General features: G+C 45.6%; 19 protein-coding genes. 16 read left to right on the top strand and 3 right to left on the bottom strand.

The genetic code is table 11. The features are described 5' to 3' along the window. Positions 1 to 38: 38 nt before the first annotated feature. The gene (locus AC0YNZ_RS03595) at positions 39 to 1193 is read right to left on the bottom strand and encodes a Gfo/Idh/MocA family protein (protein WP_475825293.1); all 1155 of its coding nucleotides are present in this window, start codon (positions 1191 to 1193) and stop codon (positions 39 to 41) included. Between the two features lie 176 nt (positions 1194 to 1369). On the opposite strand from AC0YNZ_RS03595, the gene AC0YNZ_RS03590 reads away from it, so the two are divergent. The 12 genes from AC0YNZ_RS03590 to AC0YNZ_RS03535 all read left to right on the top strand — a co-directional run bounded on the left by AC0YNZ_RS03590 (position 1370) and on the right by AC0YNZ_RS03535 (position 17713). Beyond that, positions 1370 to 2242 (top strand): helix-turn-helix domain-containing protein, encoded by an 873-nt coding sequence (locus tag AC0YNZ_RS03590; protein ID WP_475825504.1) that lies wholly within the window; start codon positions 1370 to 1372, stop codon positions 2240 to 2242. A gap of 188 nt (positions 2243 to 2430) precedes the next feature. Further along, positions 2431 to 4170: a DUF5605 domain-containing protein gene (locus AC0YNZ_RS03585; protein ID WP_475825292.1), complete on the top strand. Its 1740-nt coding sequence runs from the start codon at positions 2431 to 2433 to the stop codon at positions 4168 to 4170. Between the two features lie 265 nt (positions 4171 to 4435). After that, positions 4436 to 8302: a galactose-binding domain-containing protein gene (locus AC0YNZ_RS03580; RefSeq protein ID WP_475825291.1), complete on the top strand. Its 3867-nt coding sequence runs from the start codon at positions 4436 to 4438 to the stop codon at positions 8300 to 8302. 17 nt (positions 8303 to 8319) lie between these two features. Next, positions 8320 to 9609: an ABC transporter substrate-binding protein gene (locus AC0YNZ_RS03575; protein WP_475825290.1), complete on the top strand. Its 1290-nt coding sequence runs from the start codon at positions 8320 to 8322 to the stop codon at positions 9607 to 9609. A 13-nt stretch (positions 9610 to 9622) separates the two neighbouring features. Next, positions 9623 to 11431: a sensor histidine kinase gene (locus AC0YNZ_RS03570; RefSeq protein WP_475825289.1), complete on the top strand. Its 1809-nt coding sequence runs from the start codon at positions 9623 to 9625 to the stop codon at positions 11429 to 11431. Continuing rightward, a complete protein-coding gene (locus tag AC0YNZ_RS03565; protein ID WP_475825288.1) occupies positions 11428 to 11874 on the top strand; it encodes a response regulator in 447 nt (148 codons plus the stop codon). The genes AC0YNZ_RS03570 and AC0YNZ_RS03565 overlap by 4 nt, the downstream gene beginning before the upstream one ends. A gap of 5 nt (positions 11875 to 11879) precedes the next feature. Continuing rightward, complete coding sequence (locus tag AC0YNZ_RS03560; RefSeq protein ID WP_475825287.1) at positions 11880 to 12770, top strand: GGDEF domain-containing protein; 891 nt, start codon at positions 11880 to 11882, stop codon at positions 12768 to 12770. Between the two features lie 100 nt (positions 12771 to 12870). Further along, on the top strand, positions 12871 to 13407 hold the full coding sequence (locus AC0YNZ_RS03555; RefSeq protein WP_475825286.1) for a YhcN/YlaJ family sporulation lipoprotein: 537 nt from the start codon (positions 12871 to 12873) through the stop codon (positions 13405 to 13407). 276 nt (positions 13408 to 13683) lie between these two features. Next, on the top strand, positions 13684 to 14715 hold the full coding sequence (gene gap, locus AC0YNZ_RS03550) for a type I glyceraldehyde-3-phosphate dehydrogenase (protein ID WP_475825285.1): 1032 nt from the start codon (positions 13684 to 13686) through the stop codon (positions 14713 to 14715). After that, complete coding sequence (locus AC0YNZ_RS03545) at positions 14697 to 14894, top strand: GapA-binding peptide SR1P (RefSeq protein ID WP_475825284.1); 198 nt, start codon at positions 14697 to 14699, stop codon at positions 14892 to 14894. The genes gap and AC0YNZ_RS03545 overlap by 19 nt, the downstream gene beginning before the upstream one ends. Beyond that, positions 14891 to 16456 carry a phosphoenolpyruvate carboxykinase (ATP) gene (gene pckA / locus AC0YNZ_RS03540; RefSeq protein ID WP_475825283.1) on the top strand — a complete coding sequence of 522 codons (1566 nt, stop codon included), beginning with the start codon at positions 14891 to 14893 and terminating at the stop codon, positions 16454 to 16456. Before AC0YNZ_RS03545 ends, pckA begins: the two co-directional genes overlap by 4 nt. 288 nt (positions 16457 to 16744) lie before the next feature. Continuing rightward, positions 16745 to 17713: a GntR family transcriptional regulator gene (locus AC0YNZ_RS03535; RefSeq protein ID WP_475825282.1), complete on the top strand. Its 969-nt coding sequence runs from the start codon at positions 16745 to 16747 to the stop codon at positions 17711 to 17713. 608 nt (positions 17714 to 18321) lie between these two features. Here AC0YNZ_RS03535 and AC0YNZ_RS03530 read toward each other — a convergent pair. Continuing rightward, positions 18322 to 18849 carry an HPP family protein gene (locus AC0YNZ_RS03530; protein ID WP_475825281.1) on the bottom strand — a complete coding sequence of 176 codons (528 nt, stop codon included), beginning with the start codon at positions 18847 to 18849 and terminating at the stop codon, positions 18322 to 18324. 300 nt (positions 18850 to 19149) lie between these two features. Between AC0YNZ_RS03530 and AC0YNZ_RS03525 the strand changes: the two genes are divergently transcribed. From AC0YNZ_RS03525 to cydS, 3 genes are read left to right on the top strand one after another with little or no spacing between them, the layout of a single operon-like run. Next, the gene (locus tag AC0YNZ_RS03525) at positions 19150 to 20490 is read left to right on the top strand and encodes a cytochrome ubiquinol oxidase subunit I (RefSeq protein ID WP_475825280.1); all 1341 of its coding nucleotides are present in this window, start codon (positions 19150 to 19152) and stop codon (positions 20488 to 20490) included. Then, positions 20487 to 21497 (top strand): cytochrome d ubiquinol oxidase subunit II, encoded by a 1011-nt coding sequence (locus AC0YNZ_RS03520; RefSeq protein ID WP_475825279.1) that lies wholly within the window; start codon positions 20487 to 20489, stop codon positions 21495 to 21497. The genes AC0YNZ_RS03525 and AC0YNZ_RS03520 overlap by 4 nt, the downstream gene beginning before the upstream one ends. 19 nt (positions 21498 to 21516) lie before the next feature. After that, entirely contained in the window at positions 21517 to 21615 is a 99-nt protein-coding gene (cydS, locus tag AC0YNZ_RS03515; protein ID WP_475825278.1) for a cytochrome bd oxidase small subunit CydS family protein, read from the top strand. Positions 21616 to 21703: 88 nt separating this feature from the next. Here the strand turns inward: cydS and AC0YNZ_RS03510 are convergent, their stop codons facing one another. After that, entirely contained in the window at positions 21704 to 22762 is a 1059-nt protein-coding gene (locus AC0YNZ_RS03510) for a LacI family DNA-binding transcriptional regulator (RefSeq protein ID WP_475825277.1), read from the bottom strand. Between the two features lie 277 nt (positions 22763 to 23039). On the opposite strand from AC0YNZ_RS03510, the gene AC0YNZ_RS03505 reads away from it, so the two are divergent. Next, positions 23040 to 24473 carry an L-fucose/L-arabinose isomerase family protein gene (locus AC0YNZ_RS03505; protein ID WP_475825276.1) on the top strand — a complete coding sequence of 478 codons (1434 nt, stop codon included), beginning with the start codon at positions 23040 to 23042 and terminating at the stop codon, positions 24471 to 24473.

Genomic DNA, 24473 nt, shown 5'->3' with positions numbered 1-24473 from the left:
CTTCCCTATTTTTTATGAAGTTACATGACAAGCATAAGCTAAGCGTTGTAATTGCTTCCGGTTGTTATTACATTAGTCGAAAAGTTCTCAACCGTATTTTTCTTCTCGAAGAAATGTACAGCCTGAGCTTGAATGCCTGCTCTCGTGTAAAAAGGGTCCTGCGGGCTAATCGGAAGCTGCACTTTCACCCCGAGGCTGGCGGACTTGTAAATGCCAACGATCAGCTCCAACGTATCACGTCCGCTCACGCCGTCGACAAGCACAGGCGAACCGGTTTCAATCGCGCTCAGAACATTATCGATTTGGCCGGCATGACCTTCATGCTTAACCGCCGGCAAATGATCATAGATGTTTTGAATTTCTTCCTCCAGCGATTCATTGGGTGCAGGGAAGCCGTTAGCCGTAGAAAGAGATGCCTTTACACGCCATGGCGCAGAAATTCTCGCTTTCGAGCCTTGGAAGATGAGCTGCTGCTCCTCGCCGTGATGAACGACGGAGCTCGTAATTTGTGCCAGCGCGCCATCGGGATAACGCAGTATTGCAACGGATAAATCTTCCACCTCAGCGTTATCATGCGACACATTGGTCATAAAGGACTGCAATTCCTTCGGCTTGCCCATCATCCACAGCAGCGCATCGATATGATGAACCGCATGGTTTAAGGTACACCCTCCGCCTTCCTTCTCCCACGTGCCGCGCCACCACAAATCGTAATAGCAGTGGCCGCGCCACCAGAAGGAGTCCACCTGCGCATGAACGATTTTGCCGATAAGATCACGGTCCAGCATCATTTTAAGATTCATCATTGGCGTTTTAAATCGGTTTTGAGCGACAACGGATAGGATGCTGCCGCTGCGCTTTGCAGCTTCATTCATTTGATCGCATTCTTCAAGCGAAGAGGCCATCGGCTTCTCGACGATGACATGCTTGCCGGCTTCAAGAAATTCCACGGCAATTGGGGCGTGTGTGTAAGGCGGCGTGCAGACCGATACCAGATCGATATCCTCTTGAAGCAGCTCGTGATATTCTTTCACCGTTTTCGCACTCAGCTTGAAGCGCTCGATAAGCTGCTGTGCTTTCTCCAGGTAAATGTCTGAAACCGCAACGATTTCACAGCGGTCCCCGAATTTCAAATAAGCTTCAATATGCGCGCCCGAAATAGCGCCCGCGCCGATAATCGCAACTTTCAACATAAATTAAATCCTCCAATACCGAGTTTTTGTAATCAGCCGTAGAGGCGGTCATTTCATTGCATTGTTGTTCTAACTATACCTATAATTGGAGTGGTAATGTCGCTTTCTATTGTGGGAAAAATAACGCTGCATTGCGGTAATGGCAGTGTGATGAACGGAGTGGTAACGTGGTTCGAATGGCCAGCCAGAATCAAACGGACAGCAGTGATGTTCCTCTATATTTCGCATACAAGAGGACCAGCGAGCATAACGGATACATGGAAACCTTTCACTATCACCAAGGGATTGAAATATTGCTCATTCACCAGGGAAGCGGAACAATGGTTGTCAATCACAAGAGATACGAAATTACTCCAGGCATGCTTTGCGTGTTCCAACCGTATCAGCTTCATCATCTTCAGCTCAATTACTCGGATAACGAGCCGTATGAGCGTTCTATTGCGATTTTTGAACCGACGATGTTTGAAGCGTATTTTGAACAATGGCCGGGCTTGCATGCTTTCTACAAACATATCTACTTAAGCAGGCTGGCATTCCCATGCATCTATGGGCTGGAAGACGCTGCGGATCTATCTAACGTATTCCACAGCATGGAAGAGCGGCTCGGGTGTTTGTCTAAGAAGGATCAGGTCGAGGAAATCTCGCTGTTTCTCGTCGCGTTGTTTCGTGCTCTCAAACCGGTCTGGCAGAAGCGGGAAGGGCAGGCTGTTCCGTCCGATAACCGGAAAACCCATCAAGCGGAACGGATTTTAAAGTGGATTGAAACGCATTATGCAGAACCTTTCCGGTTAGAAATGATGGCGAAGGACCTCCACTTGTCGCCTTATCATCTGTCCCATTTATTTAAGGAAGCTATCGGCGTCAGCATTACCGAATATATAGCGGCGCGAAGAGTACATCAAGCCGTCATGCTGTTGACCACGACGAGTAAACCGATCTCCCTCATTGCGGAAGAGATCGGCATTACGAACAGCTCTTATTTTTGCTCGTTCTTCAAAGCTCAAATGGGCATAACGCCTCATCAATACCGTAAAAAGTGGCGCCGGTAAGGTCTGCCCGATTTTTCCGGGGATGTTCAAATAAATTCGCGGAATGAAGTTAATAGTTTAGTTATTTGTAATTTAGTTTAGTTTATTTTATATAAAAATGCCTAAAACACATTGACTATTAGGATTAAACGGTGATACGATGGCTTGTATAGATAAACAGTTTAGTTGTTTATAAGGAGGCTGACATTGTGGCATTTACCGAGAATACTAAAGTTGGCGAAATTTGGGCGAATGAGAACGCCCGGGACGTTCTGCTCGCTTATGTTCCGCATCTTGCGGATTCCCCTTATCTTTCGTTTATGAAAATGTATACGCTGCCACAGCTGGCCGCCGCGAATCAGACCTGGTCTTGGACGCCGGAGATGCTGGAGGCTGCGCTTAGCGAGCTTGCTCAAATTCCGGATGACAAGCCTGCTGAGATTGAAGCAGAACCTTCTACTGATTACGAAAGCGAGGCTGTGGCAGTCGGCTCGGCTGGAGCTGAAGTGCCTGAACAAGCTGAAAAATGGGGCATATATGAGCTGGTCCTGCACGGACCAGCTCACGGCAACCCGTTTGTTGATGTATCGCTCAGCGCCATATTTACACATGAAGGAAAAGAGCGGCAGGCGCTTGGCTTCTATGACGGGGATGGTATTTACCGCATTAGGTTTATGCCGGACGCAGAGGGTACATGGACGTTTCGCACGAAGAGCACGGCGCGTTCGCTCGACAACATTAAGGGATCATTTACATGTACAGCGCCATCTGCAGGCAATCATGGTCCTGTTCGAGTGAAAAATACGTTTCATTTTGCTTATGAGGATGGCACGCCATATTACCCGATCGGAACAACCTGTTACGTTTGGTCCCATCAAGAGACGGAGTTGCAGGAGCAGACGCTTAAGACATTAGAAGCGTCGCCTTTCAACAAGCTTCGCATGTGTGTTTTTCCGAAATCATACCAATTCAATACGAATGAACCGATTCTTTATCCGTTTGAAGGTTCTTTGGACAAGGGTTGGGACTACAGCCAGTTCAATCCGGCTTTTTTCCGGCATTTAGAGAATCGAATCTCGGACCTCGGAAAGCTGGGCATTGAAGCGGATCTTATTTTGTTCCACGCTTACGACCGCTGGGGATTTTCAGAGATGAACAAATCCGCCGATGACCGGTACTTGCGATACCTCGCCGCCAGATTGTCTGCTTACCGCAACGTCTGGTGGTCGCTGGCCAACGAGTATGACTTGATGTGGTCGAAGGAACAGGCGGACTGGGAGCGTTTTGCCCAGATTGTCACGGAGAACGATCCGGACCGGCATTTGATCTCGATTCATAACTGCCATGGCTTTTACGATTACTCCCGTCCGTGGGTGACGCACTGCAGCGTGCAGAGAGTCGATGTGTACAAGACTGCGGAGAACACGAATGACTGGCGGAACGAGTGGAACAAGCCAATCGTTATTGATGAATGCGCCTACGAGGGTGACATTGACATGGGATGGGGAAACATCACCGGTCAGGAGATGGTGCGCAGGTTTTGGGAAGGGGCCATTCGCGGCGGTTATGTTGGACACGGTGAAACTTATTTGCATCCCGAGGATATTTTATGGTGGTCCAAGGGGGGCAAGCTGTACGGAAGCAGTCCGGAACGTATTGCCTTCCTTCGTAAAATACTGGAAGAGGGTCCCGCAGGCGGGCTGAATCCGCTGAAATCAGAGTGGGATGTGCCATCTGCCGGGATTCAAGATGAATATTATTTGTTCTACTACGGCTTCAATCAGCCGCGCTACAGACACTTCAACATGAAGCCGGGAATTCGCTATAAGGCGGAAGTGATCGATACGTGGAATATGACCATTGAGGAGCGGGAAGGCACCTTCGAGGGAGCATTCCGAGTTGAGCTGCCTGGTCGTCAATATATGGCTGTTAGGTTGAAGAAGGCTTAAACATGCTTAACTGGTGAGAAATGAATAGCTTAAACAAAGTGGACTTGTTATTGAAGTCCGCTTTTTTTTGTGTAAATAAAAGCGGCTGCTAAAGAAATCTATTAGAATTACGCGAAATTTGTAGATTAATATTATAAGTTTTATTTAATTATGGTAAAATATTCTCGGGTATTTAGACCTAACTTCTTTTGGCGCTGCATCAGATCTTCTTACTCAAATTTATTTCCTTAATATGGGCCAATACATACCGAAGGGATTTGATCTCGTGTTTATTCAGAAGAGTAGAGTTAGTCTTATTGCTGTATGTTTCTTTTTGGTTATGAGCTCGTTTCCATGGATGCTGCCGCAAATCGCGCATGCAACAGATGGAACGCCGTTTTCGACGATTAATCTGCCAGGGACGTTTGAAGCGGAGGATTTCAATTCGGGTGCGATTAATGATGTTTATTTTGCGCACCCGTCCACGCAAATTACTCGCGATACGACTTATCGGGATGTGCAAAATATTGATATTTTTAAAGAAGTGATAGATTCGGTGACTTATCGTTACGTGGTTAGCTCTAACGATCAGGCCGGCGGTTCGCCGACAGCAGGGTATGTAAGCGAATATTTGAAATATACGTTGAATGTCAGCAGCGGGAATGCAGGCTGGTACGATATGAAATTCCGTGCAAAAATGGGCGGCTCAACGACGAAATCGACGATAACCGCGCTAGTCGACGGGATTCAGCTCGGCGCAACACCTGCGATTACGGGAACGGCTTTTCAGGACTACACGGTGCCGATGCCCGTTAATTTGAGCGCAGGGACGCATGTGCTGACGATTGAATTTAGCGGTCCTGATCCGGCGGCGTATTTGGACAACATTACGTTTACAAAGCGGGGGAGTGAGCCATCGTATCCTTCTCCAGCGATTAAAACCGGCTTATTAACCTCAGACGAGGTCGTTGTAGCCAATGTGACGGTAAGCGCAGATACAACGGGAACGACGGATGCGACGTCAACCATTCAAGCGGCTCTAGATCAAGCCAGGGAAATGGGCGGCGGTGTCGTTTTTCTGCCGGCAGGTACTTATCGCTTGAACGGAGGCTTGTCGATCCCGACCAATGTTACGCTGCGCGGTGATTGGAAAAGTCCGCTGGACGGAACGCCTGCTGCGGGTACGATACTCGCTGCGTACAGCACGACGGCGTCCGCGATTTCTCTAAATGCGCCGAATACGACCGTGCGTAATCTCAGTATTTGGTATCCGAATCAAGGCAGCTATGCGGGCGGCGTGTTTACGCCTACCACTTACCCGTACACGATCGATTCGAATTCTTTTGCGGCGAATGTAGCGAATGTGACGTTCTACAACTCTTTTAAAGGCATCAATCTAGCATCAGCCAGCGGCACGAATATTAATAATGTTTACGGGACCTTTTTATTTCAAGGCATTACGATGAATGGCAATTATGAATATTCTTATGTGACGAATGTGTTTATGGATACGGGGATATGGAAAAATGCGCCTTCCGCGATTACCAATAAACCGGACAGCACGCAAACCGGCTATATAAAAAATTACACGAACTCCTATTTATACGGGATTAAGCTGTGGAAGAATGACGGGTTAACGATGTACGATATTAGCGTCAACGATGCGAAAATGGGAATTTTGATGGAGCAAGGTCCGCCTGCCTCTAACGGTTCTTATGGGGCGATGTCAAAAATAAACGCTTCCGTGCAGCAGGATTATTTGCGTCCGGAGGTAGGCGAATTTCTTAATTCCGACCAGGTGTGGCAAGCACGCGGACAGCATTATTCGTTTGCGCCGGCGAAGAAGCCTTCAATCGATACGAATTTTTATAATGTAAAAAATGCGCCTTACAACGCGGCGGGGAACGGGATTGCCGACGACCGCACTGCGATTCAAACCGCATTAACAGACGCAGGCAACGCCGGCGGCGGAACGGTCTTTCTCCCTCCGGGCTCTTATAAAATTTCCACAACGTTGAACGTTCCAAGCGGCGTTGAACTGCGGGGCAGCTACGACTACTTACATGCGCATGAAAATTTAGATACAACGGTGCTGCTCGCATATGACGGCAAGGATACAGCTTCACCGGATACGGCGACGGCCTTCATTACGCTGAACGCGAACGCGGGAATTCGCGGCTTCACGGTCTTTCATCCTGAACAAGGGTTTGTGAACGGCAGCGATGCGTCTGTTCCGTCCGATCTAAGAACGCTTTATCCGATTCACACGTATCCGTATGCTGTGCGCAGCGCAGGTTCAGGAACTTGGATGAAATATGTCGAGCTCGAAAATAGCTACAACGGCGCGGATTTCGCGACGAATGCTTCAAATGATTTTGTCGTTTCCGGCAATTGGATCAATGCGGCCAAAAAAGCGGTTTATGTAGGCGGCGGAACGCAGCGCGGCTGGGTGGAGCAGACGGTCGTCACCTTCGGGACGCATTTTCAATCCAAGCATAACAACAGTCCTCATACGTACGGCTTTACACATGCTTTTAACTATACGCTAGCTAATACGGATGCCCTGACTGTCGGCAACGGCAATGATCTCAAAACATTCGCTGTCGATTCCTTCGGTGTGAAGTCAGGGATTCGTACGATCAAGGAAGGTGCAGGTACCGGACCGCAAAATTTAAAGCTGTATTTACCTTCAGTCGATACTTCTTCCGGCCCTAACGTCTCCGTGGAGGGCGGCGGAACGATCGGGATAATCGGGCTGCAAGCGGGCAGCAGCACAACGCAAAACTATGCGCGGACGACTTCTGCTTTTGGCGGCACTTTAAATATCTATGATTCACTGCTTTGGGGAAATATTGTGAAAAGCGTAAGCAATGGCGGAGGCAGCGTTAATGTCTATGACAAGGATTTGAGCACTTATTCGCTTCCTATTTCACAGAATAAGACGGCAACAAGCAACAGCTCTTCGGGCGGGGATACAGCTAATCACGCAGTAGACGGCATGGGCACATCCAAATGGGTTTCGACTGCGGCAGCGCCTAATTGGCTGCAGGTCGATTTGGGAGCTGCCCATGATATAAGCCGCTGGGTTGTCAAGCATGCGGGATATAACGGTGAATCTGCCTCTTATAATACGAAAGATTACAAGCTGCAAATCAGCAGTGACGGCACGAATTTTAGCGACGTTGATGCTGTAACGGGAAATACGGCCAATCTCACGGACCGGAGTGTATCTGTATACGGCAGATATGTTCGTCTCTATGTATCGGCGGGACAGCAGGATGGATCAAGCGCTACGCGAATTGTCGATTTCGAGGTTTACGGTTTGACGAACATCGCGCTGAATCGAACCGCTGCAGCAAATGCGTATAATTTGCCGGGCGAAGCGCCGCAGTATGCTGCCGATGGTTCGGCGGGCACGAAATGGACATCTGTTGCGGCGTCGCCCAACTGGTTGAAAATCGATTTAGGCCAGTCCTATCATTTGAAGCGTTGGGTCGTTAAACACGCGGGATCGGGCGGCGAATCAACGATATACAATACGAGGGATTTCAAGCTCCAGGTAAGCAACGATGGCATCAATTTTACAGATATCGACACAGTAACAGGAAATTCGACAAATATCACGGATCGCAACATTAATACCAATGCCAGATATGTTAGACTATTTATTACGCAAGGCACTCAAGTAGGATATGACGGATATGCTAGAGTACCTGAATTTGAAGTATACGGTACAGCGAGCGGGAATGCAGCGCTCAACAAGACCGCTTCTGCCAACGCGTACAATTTGCCTAGTGAAGCGCCGCAATATGCGAATGACGGATCGACGGGTACGAAATGGGCTTCTATTGCGGCGTCCCCGAATTGGCTGAAGATTGACCTTGGCTATGTGACGAACATTAGCCGCTGGGTCGTGAAGCATGCTGCTGTGAACGGAGAGTCCGTCAATTTCAATACGAAGGATTACAAATTGCAGGTAAGCAATGACGGGATTAATTTCACCGATGCCGACACCGTGACGGGGAATACAGCGAATGCAACGGATCGCAATGTGAATGCAACAGGAAGGTACGTCAGACTTTACATAACGCAAGGTACACAGACGGGATCTGACGGTTATGCCAGAATTTATGAGTTCGAGGTTTATAATTAATCATGAGGAGTGAGCAGATGCGTAAATGGATCATTGTTCTGGCGGTATTGTGCTTATCAATCACAACGGCCGGGTGCAGCCTGACGGAGAACAAGCCAAGTTCTGCTAATGGGCAAGCTGCTCAGATGCAAGAAGATCAAACCGATGAGGCGTTTACGCTGCGCGTCTCCTATTGGGCCCAAGATAAAAACGGATACTTCGACGCGGTTGAAAAGAAATTTAAAGAGAAGTATCCGAACGCGACGATTAAGTGGGATAAATTAGATGAGAAGGATTTTGCCGAGGTTACCGAAAACCAGTTAAAATCAGGCCAAGCTGCTGATATTTTATTTAATCAGAAGATTAAAGAATATGCCAAAGCAGGTTATCTGCTGGATTTATCCGATCAGCCATGGACCCAGCGAATGATTGATTCTGCGAAAAAGACGGTTGCTTACAAAGGGAAAACCTATGGCGCTGCACTGGATGTGAGCACCTTTGGCGCTTATTACAACAAAACTATTTTTGAGCGGCTGCAACTGCAGCCGCCCAAAAATTGGGATGAGTTTATAGCGTTGTGCGCCAAAATTAAAGAGGCTGGTATATCACCAATTCTAGGCGGCTTTAAAGACTCATGGACGATTCAGGGCGCTTATCTGCCGATTGCCGCGACATCGGAGTTTCTCGAAAACCCAAATTTTGAATGGGATGTATATAAGGGTAAGGCAAAAATTGACGGTCCTGAAGTGAATGCCGCCATGCAGAAATTTCAAGAGCTCGCTCACAATGGTTTTTTTAACACGGATGCGATGCGAATAGGCTATGAAGAGTCCACTCAGCAATTTATTGACGGAAAAGGCGCCATGCAGCTGATGGGAAGTTGGACGCCGGGAGTAGTAGACAGTAAAACTTCCGATTTTAAGATGGGTTTTTTCGCGCTGCCCGATCAGAATGGAAATACGGTAATGGCTGCAGCGCCGGACAAGCAGGTGGCTATTAATGCGAAGACTTTATACGCGGTGAAAGCTAAATATTTATTATCCCTTCTGCTCGATAAAGACATGCTGGAGATTTATAGCAAAAACGTGGCTTTATCTGCTTTTAAAGATGTGATTGCCGAGTACGGCAATCCGGCGATGAAGGATGTGCAGAAAGCGCTCCAGCTTTATCCAACATCGATTAATCCGGGACATCTGTTTACGGGTTCAGCGAATGCCTCTATTAATGAAGCGTTAAATCATATTTTGTCAGGAAAAGAGCTGCAGGATGAATTGAAAGTAGCGGATGAGAATTACATCAAAGACAAGGCGACCCTTATTCTGGATTGATGGTGAGAAACCAATGAACTTCTTTTTACGATTGTTTCGGCTTCAAAGCCTAAAAGCGCGAATGCGGTTTTTAGGGATTTCCTTGGTGCTCATGGTTGGGCTGCTGACGATATCGTCTTATTCCTTTTTACAATATCAACAAACTAAAAATGACCAGATTGATTCGATGCGTAAGGATAGTAAGATTCAGCAAACGGCAATAGACAGTTGGGTAGCGGCCAGAGCTACTGAAATTCGGAATCTGGCTCATTTGCAATCGACGATGGAGCTTGAAATGGACGATATTGAAAGTAATCTAAAATTTTTTGCTTCACATCAACAGGAGTTTGAGGCGGTCTCTTTCGCAAATGAAGAAGGGATTGTAGAATTTAGCACCATGAACCAAATCGGAGCCTATTTCACGGAACGAATCTTTTTGGAAGAAGCTGCCAAAGGCCGTGAATATGTTTCGAATGTGCTGCTCGGCAAGGTTACCAAGCAGCCGATGATTTTATTCTCGGCACCTGTTATGAGCAGCAGCATGCAATTTGAGGGTGTTATTTACGGAACGGTTACGTTAAAGACAATCGATCAGCTCTTGGAACAATTTCAGAGAGGCGACAGCGGCGAATCGTACTTAATTGACCGGAACGGCTATCTGATTACCGAGTCGCGCTTCGCAGGGAATTGGAAAAGATTAGAATTCAAATTAAACAGCGATATTTTGGATCGGGCCATGCAAGGGGAGAATTCGACCGCGACTTATGATAGCTACCGCGGCAAGCAGGTTTTCGGTACTTATCAACTGGTGAATAACGGAAAATGGATTGTGGTTAACGAAATTGAGCGCAATGAAGTGTATCGAACCTTTAATCAGCAATTGATTGTTATGATTATCATTAATTGCATCGTGCTCACGATTGGGTTTGTCGTAATGCTGCGAATTTCGTATCACATCGAACATCCTGTTCAACATTTATTAAAAGGGGTACAGCGTCTGAAGCGAGGCGATTATCATTATAAAATCGACTACAGCGGGATGAAGTACGCTCCTGTCGAGCTGCTGCAGCTATGCGAGGCATTTAACCAAATGTCGCAAAATATTAGGGATAATGAGCTTGAGCTGAAGCGGCAGAAAGAAGAACTGGCCAGCTCGAATGCGGAGCTGGAGCAATTTGCTTATGTCGCTTCGCATGATTTGCAAGAGCCCCTGCGGATGGTAGCCAGCTATGTGCAGCTGTTAGCGAAGCGGTACAAAGGGAAACTAGATCAGGACGCGGATGATTTTATTTATTATGCGGTGGACGGTTCGCAGCGCATGCAAAATTTAATTAATGATTTATTAGTTTTTTCCAGGGTGGGTACGAAGGGAAAAGAGCTGAGGTCTGTTGACTTTGAAGTAGTGCTTCATCATGTACTGGCGAATCTGCAGCAAGCTATTCAAGAAAGCGATGCGCAAATCACGCATGATCCGCTGCCAACCTTGATGGCGGATTCTACACAAATGGTGCAGCTATTGCAAAATTTAGTCGGCAATGCCATTAAGTTTCGAGATGCCACCCGGGCACCCATCATTCATATCGGCGTCAAACAGCAGGGGCATGAGTGGTTATTTTCAGTTCACGATAACGGGATTGGATTCGATCCGAAGTATCGGGACCGGATTTTCCTCATTTTTCAAAGGCTTCATAATAAAACAAAATATAAGGGCACCGGTATTGGGTTGTCCATTTGCAAAAAAATTGTTGAACGACATGGCGGGAAAATAGGCGTTGAGTCGGAAGCGGGTCATGCAACAACCTTCTACTTCACGCTGCCGGATAGAGGAGAACATTTAATATGATAGATAATAGTCTCGGACAAAATGTAGAAATTCTTTTAGTGGAAGATAATCCTGGAGATATCCGTTTGATTGTCGAAGTGCTGAAGGAAGGGAAAATAAATAATAATTTGAGCGTAGTTGAAGATGGCGAGCAGGCTTTGGCTTATCTAAGGCGTGAAGGCGACTATCAGCATTCAATTGTACCGGACATCATATTATTAGACTTAAATCTTCCCAAAATTAATGGGACTGAAGTTCTTGCCGAAATTAAAAAGGATCCGCTGCTTAAATATATTCCAGTCATTATTTTAACGACTTCCGAAGCGGAGCAGGATATTTTAAAAGCGTATGATCTGCATGCAAATTGTTATATTACCAAGCCTGTCAACTTAGAGCAGTTTTTAACAGTCGTAAGATCGATTGAAAATTTTTGGCTTACGATCGTTAAGCTGCCTAGGAGGTAAACCTATTGATAAAGGTTCTATTAATTGAAGATAATCCGGGAGACGCCCGGCTAATTCGAGAAGTATTGTCGGATGCACATAATCTGAATTTTGAGCTGATATGGGTCGATCAATTAGAAACGGGCATTGAACTGATAACGAAGGAAGTGTTTAACGTTGTTTTGCTCGATCTTTCACTTCCCGACAGCCATGGCATGGAAACCATCATCGCCTTTCGGGAGCAAGCGCCTGCAATTCCTATCGTAGTACTGACCGGACTAGATGATGAAGAGGTTGCGATAAACGCCGTGCAGCACGGTGCTCAGGATTATTTGATTAAAGGACAGGTCAACAGCTCGGTCATTATGCGTTCCATGCGTTATGCCATAGAAAGGCATCGTCTTCAAGGCGAGCTGTATAACTTATCTATTGTTGATGAACTGACGAGTCTTTACAACCGTCGCGGCTTCTTTAATCAGGCCCAGCAGTACATGAACGCGCATGTTCAGGAAGGCAAAGGCTTTTATTTGATTGTTGCCGACTTGGACGGAATGAAACAAATCAACGATTCCTTTGGTCATCACATGGGGGATTTGGCATTAATGGATACGGCGAATATATTGAAAGAAGTTTTCGGAGACTCTGATATTATTGCCCGCATGGGTGGAGATGAGTTCACCGTTATTTTGCCTGATTCGCTTGGACAAGCATTGCACTTAGAAGTAATTGAGCAGGAGATTATTTCGAAAATTCAGCAAAGGCTGTTTCATTTCAATTTGGAGGCCGGCCGAATCTATCATCTATCGATTAGTCTCGGTATCTATTATTTCAATCCCGCTATGCCGCTCACCCTAGGCGAATTAATTATTCAGGCGGATCAACGGATGTACACCCGTAAAAAAGAGAAAGTCCTATGATATTCATATCATAGGGCTTTCTTTTTTACAGATGGGGAAATTTAAATGTATAGATAGTAAAACGAAAGGCAAAATAAACAAAAAGAAAGGGGACAGTATGATGTCAAAAAACAAAATGGCCGTAAAAATTTTGATGGTTGCCACCACGAGCTTATTTTTAATGACAACAGGCTGCACGAACACTCCGAATAAACAGGTACGGCAACAAGCCGTCAGAGACATTAATCGCGAACCTCAAGTGCTGGTCGATCGAAACCTCGATAATCGCGGACCGAGAGCGCTGCGCGATCAAAACGATGTCGATAATCGTATCGAGGTTGCCGACAAGGCAGCCGAAAAAATCACGAAAGTGAAGGGCGTCGATCGAGCTAATGTGCTTATTACCCGGCGAAACGCTTATGTTGCTGCCGTGCTTGATAGTAATCAAAATCAGCTGACCAAACAGATTGAGGATCAGATTGCACAGCAAGTAAGAGCAGTTGATCCTAATATCCAAAATGTTTATGTATCGACCAATCCGGAATTTATTGACCGGATTAACGGATATGTCAATGATGTTCGACAAGGAAGACCCGTTACAGGTTTTATCGAACAGTTTAATGAAATGGTCGAGCGAATATTTCCTAATGCAAGATAGCTGAAAATCAGTTGATAAAACCCATCTTGATTGTGAAGATGGGTTTTATTTTACGGCAGACACAGCTTTTAGAGCATGTGTCTATTTTCTGTTTAATGAGATCGGAATCAAGTTCAACTCGCAATTATATAGTGTGTACTATATACTATATATGATGTACTACATCCTGCTTTTTGGGTGATAAAATTTTATATATCATGCAATAAAAAATAAGTATTGTACATAAATCGGAAAATGTTGTACGATTTTCACATAGGACGAAGGGGGAATGCTAATATGATTCGGGGCGTAGGCATAAGCGGAATGGGAAGAATCGGGCGGCTGTTGGTTAGAAAAATTTTTTCGGATCCTAAACCATCTATTTCATTGAAAGCCATTAACTGCACTTATCCGATTGAAACAATCGCTCATCTCTTGAAGTATGACTCCTTACACGGAAGATGGGATGCGGATATTGCTATTCGCGGTAACCATCTCGTTATTAACGGGCATCAGGTCGCAGTTGTATTCGAAAGAGAGCCGGAAAATATTTTATGGAGCCGATACGATGTCGATCTTGCCATCGATGCGACGGGGAAATTCAACAACAGAGAGGGATCGCTCAAGCATGTTGCTTCTGGCGCATCAAGCGTATTGATTACGGCACCCGGAGAGCAAATGGATCTGACCGTCGTCATGGGCGTAAACGATCATCTATATGACCCGAAAAAACATAAACTGCTGTCGGCGGCATCGTGCACCACGAATTGTCTTTCTCCGGTTCTTCAAATTTTGGACAAGACGTTTGGCGTGCAGTCGGGCTGGCTAACTACAGTACATTCTTATACTTCAGATCAAAATCATCTGGATAATCCGCACAAAGATTTACGAAGAGCAAGAGCTTGCACGGAATCGATTGTTCCTACGACGACAGGAGTCGGGAAAGCGCTCGCGGATGTGCTGCCGCATCTGGCATCCCGCATTCAGGGATTGTCCCTGCGGGTTCCGACACAGGATGTATCTCTGATAGACTTGAATGTCAAAGTGTCCAGAAATACAAATGTGAAGGAAGTGAATGCCGCCCTACAAGCCGCAGCCGAAGAAAGCTGCAACCCTTATATTGGATTTTCGACTGAGCCGCTCGTCTCCTCCGACTATATCGGCTGCACCAAATCAGCTGTTGTAGATGGACTTTCGACAATGGTGATGAACGATGAAATTAAGGTTCTGGCATGGTATGACAACGAGTGGGCGTATGCTTGCCGCGTAGTGGACGTTGCAAATATGGTACAAGAAAGGGTGAACAGCACATGCAAAATAAGTGTATAGATTTGGGGGTTATTCTTTGTAAGCATTGCATGTCGGTCATCGATACTCTCCCAACGGAGAGAGTAACGACCTATTACTCGGAATGCAAGGAACATGACTGCTTAGAAACGAGAGGGATGAATGATCTCCAATTTGGAAGCGGTATCAATCTGGTGCCTGTAACGGGCGGGAGGGAATGAATAGTATGGAGACAAAGGTGCAGCTGGCTTCGAACGTACACTATAATTTGCCGGTATCTGCTTTGATTGAAAGATCGATGCTGCGGAATGAAGCGGTTCAAACTGCAACGGGAGCTCTGCAGGTTTTTACAGGAAATTTCACCGGACGCTCTCCTAAAGATAAATATGTCGTAAACGAACCGTCTGTCTCTGAACACATTGCATGGGGGAACGTGAATCAGCCTATATCCCAAGAACATTTTCAACAGTTGTATCAAAAGGCGAAAAGGTATATGGAGGAACGTGAGCTGTTCGTATTCGACGGGTTTGCCGGGGCTGATCCGCAGTACCGTTTGCCGATTCGAGTCGTGAACGAGTATGCATGGCATAACCTGTTTGTCCACCAGCTGTTTATCCGTCCGACAGAGGACGAATTGGCTGCTCACGTACCTGAATTTAACTTAATCGCCCTCCCTGGATTGAAGGCTGATCCTGAAACAGACGGTACGCATTCGGAAACGTTCATCTGCATTTCATTCGAAGAGAAGGTTGTGCTTATCGGCGGTACAGAATATGCAGGGGAAATGAAAAAATCGATCTTTAGCGTACTGAATTATATACTGCCGTTCAAAGGCGTTCTCCCTATGCATTGCTCTGCTAATGTTGGCGAGAACGGCGATACATCACTCTTCTTCGGATTATCGGGCACGGGCAAAACAACGCTTTCCGCCGACCCTGACCGCAGTTTAATTGGGGACGATGAGCACGGCTGGTCAGAGCAGGGCATTTTCAATTTTGAGGGCGGCTGCTATGCCAAGTGTATCGGTCTGAGCGAGGAGAAAGAACCGCAAATATGGCAGGCGATACGGTACGGAACCCTATTGGAGAATGTCGTGCTGGATGCAGCGACAGGAGTTCCCGATTATAACGATAACCGGATTACCGAAAACACGCGGGCTGCTTATCCGATCGAGAACATTCCGGGAGCTGTCCTGCCTTCGATAGCAGGCCATCCGAATGTGATTCTTTTTCTGACGGCTGACGCATGCGGCGTTCTTCCCCCAATCTCGAGGCTTACCAAGGAGCAGGCGATGTATCACTTCTTGTCGGGGTATACATCAAAGCTGGCCGGTACGGAGAGAGGGGTCCTGCAACCGGAGTCAACATTCTCCGCCTGCTTCGGCGCTCCGTTTCTGCCGCTCCCGCCTTCCGTATATGCGGAAATGCTGGGCAGCAAAATCGAGCAGTTCCAGGCTAAAGTATACTTGGTTAACACAGGCTGGTTCGGGGGTCCGTACGGAGTGGGACAACGAATGAATCTAACTCATACGAGAGCAATGGTAACGGCTGCTATTAACGGAACCATTGAGGACTCAGGATTTACAGTCGATCCTATCTTCGGTTTGCATTGCCCGGAAACAGTAGAGGGAGTTCCAAGCGAATTGCTGTTTCCGCGGAACGCATGGCAGGACAAGGAATCGTACGATGAAAAAGCGGCGGACTTGGCAAATCTGTTTAAGCGGAATTTCAGTAAATTTAAGGATGTAAGCAAGCAGATTGCAGAAGCCGGCCCGCTGGTTTAACTATTTATACGGAAAGCGGCAGCGATATAAATGAAAAGGATTGATGGGTGCTCCCATCAATCCTTTTTGTTTTACTCTCCGCCTGAGGCGCTAAGAGGGACGAACAGCAGCGCAAGATTTACATATTTTGATAGTTGTTTAGGCAATTGTTTCGATTGGTATCTATTCATATTTCAACGATCTAACTTGCGTTTATATGGAATGTGCAGTACATTGTTAAATAGCTAAATGAATAGTGTTTTAATAAATTTGGATGGAAAAGGCCGGATGAGGAAAGGGGAAATCATCTTGCACAAAGAGCTGCTACTAAAAGTTGATTCTCGCTTATCTTTCAGCGTAAATACTCAAATTAAAGAACAACTCAAATGGTTGATCGGTATCGGTCAAATTTTGCCGGGCGACATGCTGCCGTCAGCAAACCAGCTGGCTGACCAGCTTGGATTAAACCGAAACACCGTAAATTTAGTTTATAATCAATTGCGTGACGAAGGTTTCGTTTCCATGCAAAAGGGTCGCGGAACGCAAGTGATGGATAACAAAAAAATAGAGGAATTGCAGATGCATCGCGAGCCCATGCATCAATTAGTGACGAAGACGATTGCGGAAGCAGCAGAAAAAGGGATACCTCTTGAACAATTTTTCACTGCGGGTTTGGCCTATATGTTGCTGCATCATACAAATGAACCTGATCGTTTGCGAATAGTTTTTGTAGAGTGCAAAGAGCATGACCATCACTTTTATCGCAATGAAATTGAACGGATCACAAATGCTGAAGTTAAATCCGTCTTCTTGGAGGATCTTTTATCTGCAGAGAGCATGAAGGTTGAAGCGCTTGAATATTCTGACGTGATCATAACGACGTTGAATCATGCAGATGAAGTAAAAAAATTGTTTTCCCGAGATGAGAAGAAAGTTATTGTGCTTGGAGCTACGATCGAAATGTCCCTGCTCCTGGAAGTTTCGAAGCTCCAACCAGGCAGTGAGGTAAGTTTTGTATGTCTTGGAAAAGCAGGCGGGCAATGGATGGCAGAAAGTCTGCAGGATGCCGGCATTACTCAGATTCAATCCCATTCCATAGGTATCGGGAACCGGGAACAACTCATTGAAACAATCGGGAAGTCCGACAAAGTTTACGCATCTGCTGCTGTATATAAGGAGTTAAAGGCATTAGCTCCAGAAAAAGTAGCGTTTTATCCGATGGTTTTAGAAAAAAGCAGTGAAAATCTTCTAAAGGAATTTTCTGAACAGGACAGCTGAATCATTTTAAGAGGTTGTCGCAACAATAAGTAAGCCGCCTTAGAAACAGCCCATTTTCAGAAAACTATTGTATACCGATTGGCATTCGCTACAACTTCCCATTAACATAATCGATGTTCAATCATGCTTCCCGGTCGCGATTTGATTTAGATTCATTTCGTCGAACTAATCCGCAGCCGGCTTGTGAAAAGCACGATTTTAGTTCATTTCGTTGAACTAATCGCCGTTTTTTTAGGGATGCAAAAAAAATGACTGGATTAGTTTCGCAAAATCGAACTAAGAGGTCTATTTTGCTTGACTGTGTTCATTTAAGTTGACGGAATGTAACTAAATTGAAGAAACCAGCCTGAATTGCAAAATCCTAACTGATTATACAAACCTAACTGATTATACAAACTTAACTGATTTAGACAAACCGAAGGAAATAACATAATTCGCATAATCTCCCTGCTCTTCGAATTCCCCCAAGGTTTAATAGCTCCTGCTGCGCATACGAAAAAGAGGCTGTCTCAGGTCTTTGACCTTATGAGACAGCCTCTTTTCTATTTCAAATATAACTATTTAACTAGTCATTATAGATTTGATATTAATTGCTACCCCTTCTGATGCTATAACCAAAAGTTAGGATAATGACGTTTGTTGTCCAGATTGTTGACGAACAGGGCTACCAATACAATGATAACGGCTCCTGCCAATACAGGGGTTATCAGGAAGGACCAACTGCTGCCCGCCATAATAACAACAAGCGGGTTCGCGCCGGCAGGGGGGTGAGTCGTTCTCGTCAGCATCATCAAGCCTATGGCCAGTCCGACACCGAGCGCCATACTGACCGTTCCGCTGCCTAATAGGTGGTAAACGCATAACCCCACTAAAGTCGATACCAGATGACCGCCGATAATATTACGAGGCTGGGACAGCGGCGATTCCCATACTCCGAAAGCAAGCACGCAGCTTGCGCCGAAAGGAGCCATAATCCATGTTTCAGCTGTAAAATCCGTCATGAAGGATAGAATTGCAATAGCGAGAAAACCGCCGATAAAACCAATTGCCGCATGTTTGGGAACCATTTTCAGCGGACTTTGTCCGCTTCCTCTCATTTTTGAAAAATAGCCCGCCATATTATAGTTGTTTCTCATATTCCGCCTCCATAATTAATAGTTAACTAGTAATATGGTTATATAATAAGCGTTAATAGTTAAATCAGTCAACTGATTTTAATGGAATGATATAAGTACATATTTTATGGTCATAAATGGCACTCTAAATAAATCCAATTCCAGGCAAAGGAGGTCATTATGGAACGTCATCAGAAGCATGAAAGGAATCTAATCATACTGTGCGCGGTTATTGCGCTTATCTTGCTTTTGTCCATGTCACGACATTTATTCACTTGAGATAAAGCAGTCAGATGAATCAACGAAAGGAGAATTGCATTCATGCTGGAATATGATCCGGTTTTATACAGCCGCGCACTTATGACACTCACCTTTGTATTTCATATTATTTTCGCGACCATTGGGGTGGGAGTTCCCGTCATGATAGCCTTTGCGGAATGGACCGGCATCCGTCGAAATGACTCGCATTACACGCTGATGGCACGAAGATGGACTCGGGGGTATGTCATAACGGTAGCTGTAGGAGTTGTTACCGGCACAGCTCTTGGTTTACAAATTAACCTTCTTTGGCCCAATTTCATGCGTATTGCCGGGCAAGCTATTGGACTGCCTATGTTTTTGGAAATATTCGCCTTCTTTTTTGAAGCGATATTTCTGGGCATCTATATGTATACATGGGGACGATTTAAGCCTATTGTTCATTTTTTGTTCATCATCCCAGTGGTAATAGGAGCTTCAGCTTCTGCGCTTTTTATTACTTTAGTCAATTCTTTTATGAATGCGCCGCAGGGATTTGAATTTGTAAACGGGATAATCAGTAATGTTAAGCCGCTCTCTATTATGTTTAATCCGGCAAGCTCTACAAAAGTGTCGCATGTGTTGGTTTCAGCTTACTTAACCTCGGCGTTTTTACTTGCGGCTAATGCTGCGTATGCGATGCTTAGAGGGAAACGCCACATTTATTATAAGAAAGCGCTGAAGATGACCTTATTTGCTGCACTGGTATTCGCATTTTCAACTTTCGCAATAGGAGACTTGTCCGGAAAATATTTAGCTAAATACCAGCCGGAAAAACTGGCTGCTGGGGAATGGCATTTCGAAACGTCGAGACAAGTACCTCTTGTTGTGGGAGGGATCTTAACGGATCATAATGAAATCAAATACGCGTTAACATTACCTTTTGCTTTAAGCGTATTGGCTCATGGAGATCCTAATGCGGAAGTTGTGGGCTTAAATGATTTTCCTGCGGATGAAATTCCGCCGCTCTGGATTCACTATACATTCGATGCTATGGTTGGCATCGGAATGTACCTAACAATCATTCCTTTATTGTTTTTCCTTGCTTACCTGCTTCGGAATGGGAACCCTTACAGCAAGCTTATACTTTGGGCCATTGTTATTGGTGGTCCGCTAGCGTTGTTCGCTATTGAATACGGATGGATTTACGCGGAGGTTGGCAGACAACCGTGGATATTGCGGGGATACATGAGAACACCTGAGGGGGCAACCACCTCAGAGCATGTAGATGTTTTATTCTATGTATTCGTGTTGTTATATGCGGTTCTGGGAATAACGTGTATACGGGTTATAACAAAAATGTTTAAAAGCAACTCTGCTGAAGACGAGCTCAGGATAATCGAATCGGAAGGTGGCTTCAAGTGAGTATAGAGGTTGTAGGGATAACGGTCCTATGGACATTTTTGTATGGATATCTGCTCGTGGCATCCATTGACTTTGGAGCTGGTTTTTTCAGCTATTACAGCTATAGAACGGGAAAAGAGCATCTTATTCAAAATATGATTAAACGTTATTTGTCGCCCGTCTGGGAGGTGACCAATGTTTTCCTTATCTTTTTTATAGTTGGCATGGTCGGTTTTTTTCCGGATACCGCGTATTATTACGGAACAGCCTTATTGCTCCCGGGAAGTGTTGCGATTATATTGCTTGCTGTTCGCGGATCATATTATGCATTTAGCACATATGGGGCAAGAAGCAGCAAAGTATATATTTTTTTGTATGGTGCGACAGGGCTTCTTATTCCTGCATCTCTGTCAACGGTGCTTACTATATCCGAAGGCGGATTTATTGCGATGAATGGCGGAAAAGTCGTTTTTTTATATAACAGGCTGTTTACCAGTGTGTATTCCTGGTCAGTCGTTTTGTTGGCTATCGTGAGCGTTCTCTATATTTCTGCCATGTTTCTTACCTTCTATGCCGCCAAAGCGAGAGACAATCCTGCGCTTGAAATCATACGAAAGTGGGCGCTGACTTGGAGCGCCCCGACCATCATTTGCAGCGTAACCGTATTTTATGCGATTGATCTGCATAATCCGGATCATTTTCAGAAGATGCTGGAGCTATCCTGGATGTTTGTTCTTTCATTTTTGTTTTTTCTAGGCGCGGTCTATTTGGTCTGGCGCAAAAAATATTACGGGTTGTCTTTTGTTTTCGTGATGTGTCAATTTGCATTTGCTTTTTATGGATATGGGGCGGCACATATTCCTTATTTGCTATACCCCTATCTAACGATGTATGAGCATTTTACGAACCCGGCTATGGGTGTTTCCATGATTGTAGCCTTTATAGCGGGATTACTGCTTTTAGTGCCCTCACTCGTTTTGTTAATGAGATTGTTTCTGTTTAACGCCAAATATGTTGAAGGAAGGTAGTTCGGAAGGAGTCTAGAGCATGGAGTTCTTTTTAATTTCGGTATTTCCGCCAATCATTGTAATCGCTTCTCTCGCTGTCGTTTTTGCTTGGGGGGCGTTTGGTAAAGAAAGAGGCTAACCATTGCATTCGGATAACCGGGTGCAGTTAGCCCGATATTGATGCGATCACTCCCCGATTGGATATCGAGAAGCGATCGTATTTTTATTTAAGCGTAATTGACGCTTTCTTTTAAAGAGGCGCGTGATGACAGTCGCTCGATGAACTGCGTATCTACAGTAATTTTCGTTTTTACAAGCTCGTCAGTTTCGATAGCTTGAATAATTAAATCAACGGCTAAGTGAGCCATACGCTCTTTCTCGACATGAACGGTCGTCAGTTCGGGAGTTACGATAACGGCTTCGGATATGTTATCAAAACCGACTACGGATACGTCTTCCGGAACGCGGTAACCAAGCTCGCTTAATGTTTTAATCGCGCTGATGGCGATATAGTCACACTCGCAGAACAAAGCGGTAGGCAAGGAATTTCCGGCATCCAAATAGGCGGCCAGCTGACTTTTTAACGCTTCCTGCGAAGAAAGAATGGTAGGCGCTACCGAGAATACACATTGTTCGTTAACTTCAATATCTCTTTCGCGCAGTGCAGTCGTAAATCCGCGTTTTCTCTCATCGAAATTGTGAATTCTTACTTTTGAGGCGATGTATCCGATATTTCGGTGTCCAAGCGCACATAAGTGAGAACCCGCCTGGTATGCCCCCATCACATTATTGATTTCAACAAAATGGACCGGCAGTGTTTCAAAACAATTGTCGAGTACGACAAGCGGTGTTGTAAGCTGCTCTGCTACAGCAGCGATCTGTGAATGATTCAGATTGGTTCCGAGCAGAATGACGCCGTCACTTCGCTTTTCCTCCGCTAAGGCTTTAATATTCTCATGAAAATGGTCCATCTCAACCGAAGTGAAAATGAGCGAGAAACCATTAGTCCGGCATCTTTCCTCGATGTAATGAATCAGCTCCCGAAAAAATGGCTGTTGGTAATATTGTTCCAGCACGATCCCTGAATTGGCGAATGCAAGAAAGGTAAGAGATTTCATCGCCGTCTCCGTAACCGCCGCTCTGGACTTTGGCATGTAGCCGTTTTCTTTTGCAATCTGCAATATTCGATCGCGAGTTTCGGAACTGATGCCTTGCTTCCCGCTGAAAGCAAACGATACAGCAGATTTTGAAACTCCCGCAATTCTAGCGATATCCTCCATTTTCACGATTAAGAATCCCTCTTCCCGTTTAAGATCAGTTTAGTAAGTTTAGTTTACACGTAGTGGAGTATAGAAGCAAGTTTAAATGGCGGCAATGCTAAACTTTTAGTCTTTTAAAACTAAATTTTAAGATAAAATCATATAAACTGATTGACCAATCGTCATTATGGTGTTAAATTTATGTTCGTAAGGACGTAATTGAGTGAAAATGTTAAGTTAGTTTAGTTTATTTATAATTCATTTAGTTTAGTTATTTAAGTGTACGCTGGAGGAGAGGGTTCAGATGAAAAAATTTAAATTAGGATATGCGCCAACACGCCGTTTCGTATTTAGCGCTGAGGATGCCTTTAAGTATAAGGTATTGATTAAAGAGAAAATCGAAAGCTTTGGTATGGATATCGACATCGTTGACCTTGAAGGCATCAACAATGAAGGACTGCTTTACGACGACAATATTAATGCTGATCTTATTGCAGATCGTTTCAGGAAGGAAAACGTGGATGCCGTGTTTTTCCCTCATTGCAACTTCGGCACGGAGGATACCGTCGCCCGCGTAGGCAAGGCGCTTGGGAAGCCGGTGCTTCTGTGGGGCCCGCGTGATGAATCGCCGCTCGAAGACGGGATGCGGTTACGCGATACCCAATGCGGATTATTCGCTACAGGTAAAGTGCTTCGCCGATTTAACGTGCCTTTCACCTATGTAACGAACAGCCGGGTGGACGATCCCGTATTCGAGCGGGGATTCACGAACTTTATTGCGGCATCTAATGTAGTAAAACAGTTCCGCAGCCTGCGAATTTTGCAGATCGGGCCGCGTCCTTCATCCTTCTGGACCATGATGTGTAACGAAGGGGAGCTGCTGGAGAGATTCGGTATCGAAATTCATCCGATTACGCTTGTTGACATCCAGAGAGCTTCGAAACGAATCGAGAACGGGAACAGCTCAGAGCTTACGGAGGCCATCGATTATATTAAAGAAAAGCTGGACTGGTCGGAAGTAACGGAGGCTGATGTAAAGCGCATCGCCGCTTTGAAAGTAGCAATGAAGCAGTATGCCGTTCAAACAGGCAGCTCCGCAATCGCGATTCAATGCTGGTCATCCCTGCAGGAAGCGATGGGCATTATGCCATGTCTCGCAAATGCGATCTTAACCGATGAACAAATTCCGGTTACTTGTGAAACGGATATTCATGGAGCGATCACCTCTGTCATGGTGCAGGCGGCGACGATGAATCAGCATCCTACTTTTTTTGCCGATCTCACGGTCCGGCATCCGGAAAATCCGAACGGCGAGCTGCTCTTCCACTGCGGCAATTTCCCTGTATCGCTATCGGTGGAAAACAAACCAAAGCTGCGCAAGCACTTTCTGTTTGATGATCACGCTCCGGGCACGCACGAAGGCGAAATCAAAGGCGGCAATATGACGCTTGCGCGTTTTGACGGCGACCACGGCGAATATCAGCTGTTCCTCGGCAAAGCCCGCGGCATTGAAGGGCCTTATACTCGCGGTTCTTATGTGTGGGTTGAGGTGAACGATTGGCCGCTCTGGGAAGAAAAGTTAGTGAAGGGGCCTTACGTGCATCACTCCGTAGGCATCCATGCCAATGCTATACCTGCTTTGTACGAAGCATGCAATTATATTCCGGGTCTTACACCGGATGCTGTTGATCCGACTGAACGTGAAATTCAGGCTTGGCTGCGCGGCGCAGGCCTATAA

This window comes from Paenibacillus sp. J2L1-98 (assembly GCF_056269405.1).
This window is presented reverse-complemented; position numbering and strand designations above follow the sequence as displayed.

What these genes read in the sequence shown, in the direction of transcription:
- AC0YNZ_RS03595 (WP_475825293.1), bottom strand. Translation starts at nt 1,193, where the DNA reads ATGTTGAAAGTTGCGATTATCGGCGCGGGCGCTATTTCGGGCGCGCAT.
- AC0YNZ_RS03590 (WP_475825504.1), top strand. Translation starts at nt 1,370, where the DNA reads ATGGCCAGCCAGAATCAAACGGACAGCAGTGATGTTCCTCTATATTTC.
- AC0YNZ_RS03575 (WP_475825290.1), top strand. Translation starts at nt 8,320, where the DNA reads ATGCGTAAATGGATCATTGTTCTGGCGGTATTGTGCTTATCAATCACA.
- AC0YNZ_RS03570 (WP_475825289.1), top strand. Translation starts at nt 9,623, where the DNA reads ATGAACTTCTTTTTACGATTGTTTCGGCTTCAAAGCCTAAAAGCGCGA.
- AC0YNZ_RS03565 (WP_475825288.1), top strand. Translation starts at nt 11,428, where the DNA reads ATGATAGATAATAGTCTCGGACAAAATGTAGAAATTCTTTTAGTGGAA.
- AC0YNZ_RS03555 (WP_475825286.1), top strand. Translation starts at nt 12,871, where the DNA reads ATGTCAAAAAACAAAATGGCCGTAAAAATTTTGATGGTTGCCACCACG.
- gap (WP_475825285.1), top strand. Translation starts at nt 13,684, where the DNA reads ATGATTCGGGGCGTAGGCATAAGCGGAATGGGAAGAATCGGGCGGCTG.
- AC0YNZ_RS03545 (WP_475825284.1), top strand. Translation starts at nt 14,697, where the DNA reads ATGCAAAATAAGTGTATAGATTTGGGGGTTATTCTTTGTAAGCATTGC.
- pckA (WP_475825283.1), top strand. Translation starts at nt 14,891, where the DNA reads ATGAATAGTATGGAGACAAAGGTGCAGCTGGCTTCGAACGTACACTAT.
- AC0YNZ_RS03530 (WP_475825281.1), bottom strand. Translation starts at nt 18,849, where the DNA reads ATGAGAAACAACTATAATATGGCGGGCTATTTTTCAAAAATGAGAGGA.
- AC0YNZ_RS03525 (WP_475825280.1), top strand. Translation starts at nt 19,150, where the DNA reads ATGCTGGAATATGATCCGGTTTTATACAGCCGCGCACTTATGACACTC.
- cydS (WP_475825278.1), top strand. Translation starts at nt 21,517, where the DNA reads ATGGAGTTCTTTTTAATTTCGGTATTTCCGCCAATCATTGTAATCGCT.
- AC0YNZ_RS03505 (WP_475825276.1), top strand. Translation starts at nt 23,040, where the DNA reads ATGAAAAAATTTAAATTAGGATATGCGCCAACACGCCGTTTCGTATTT.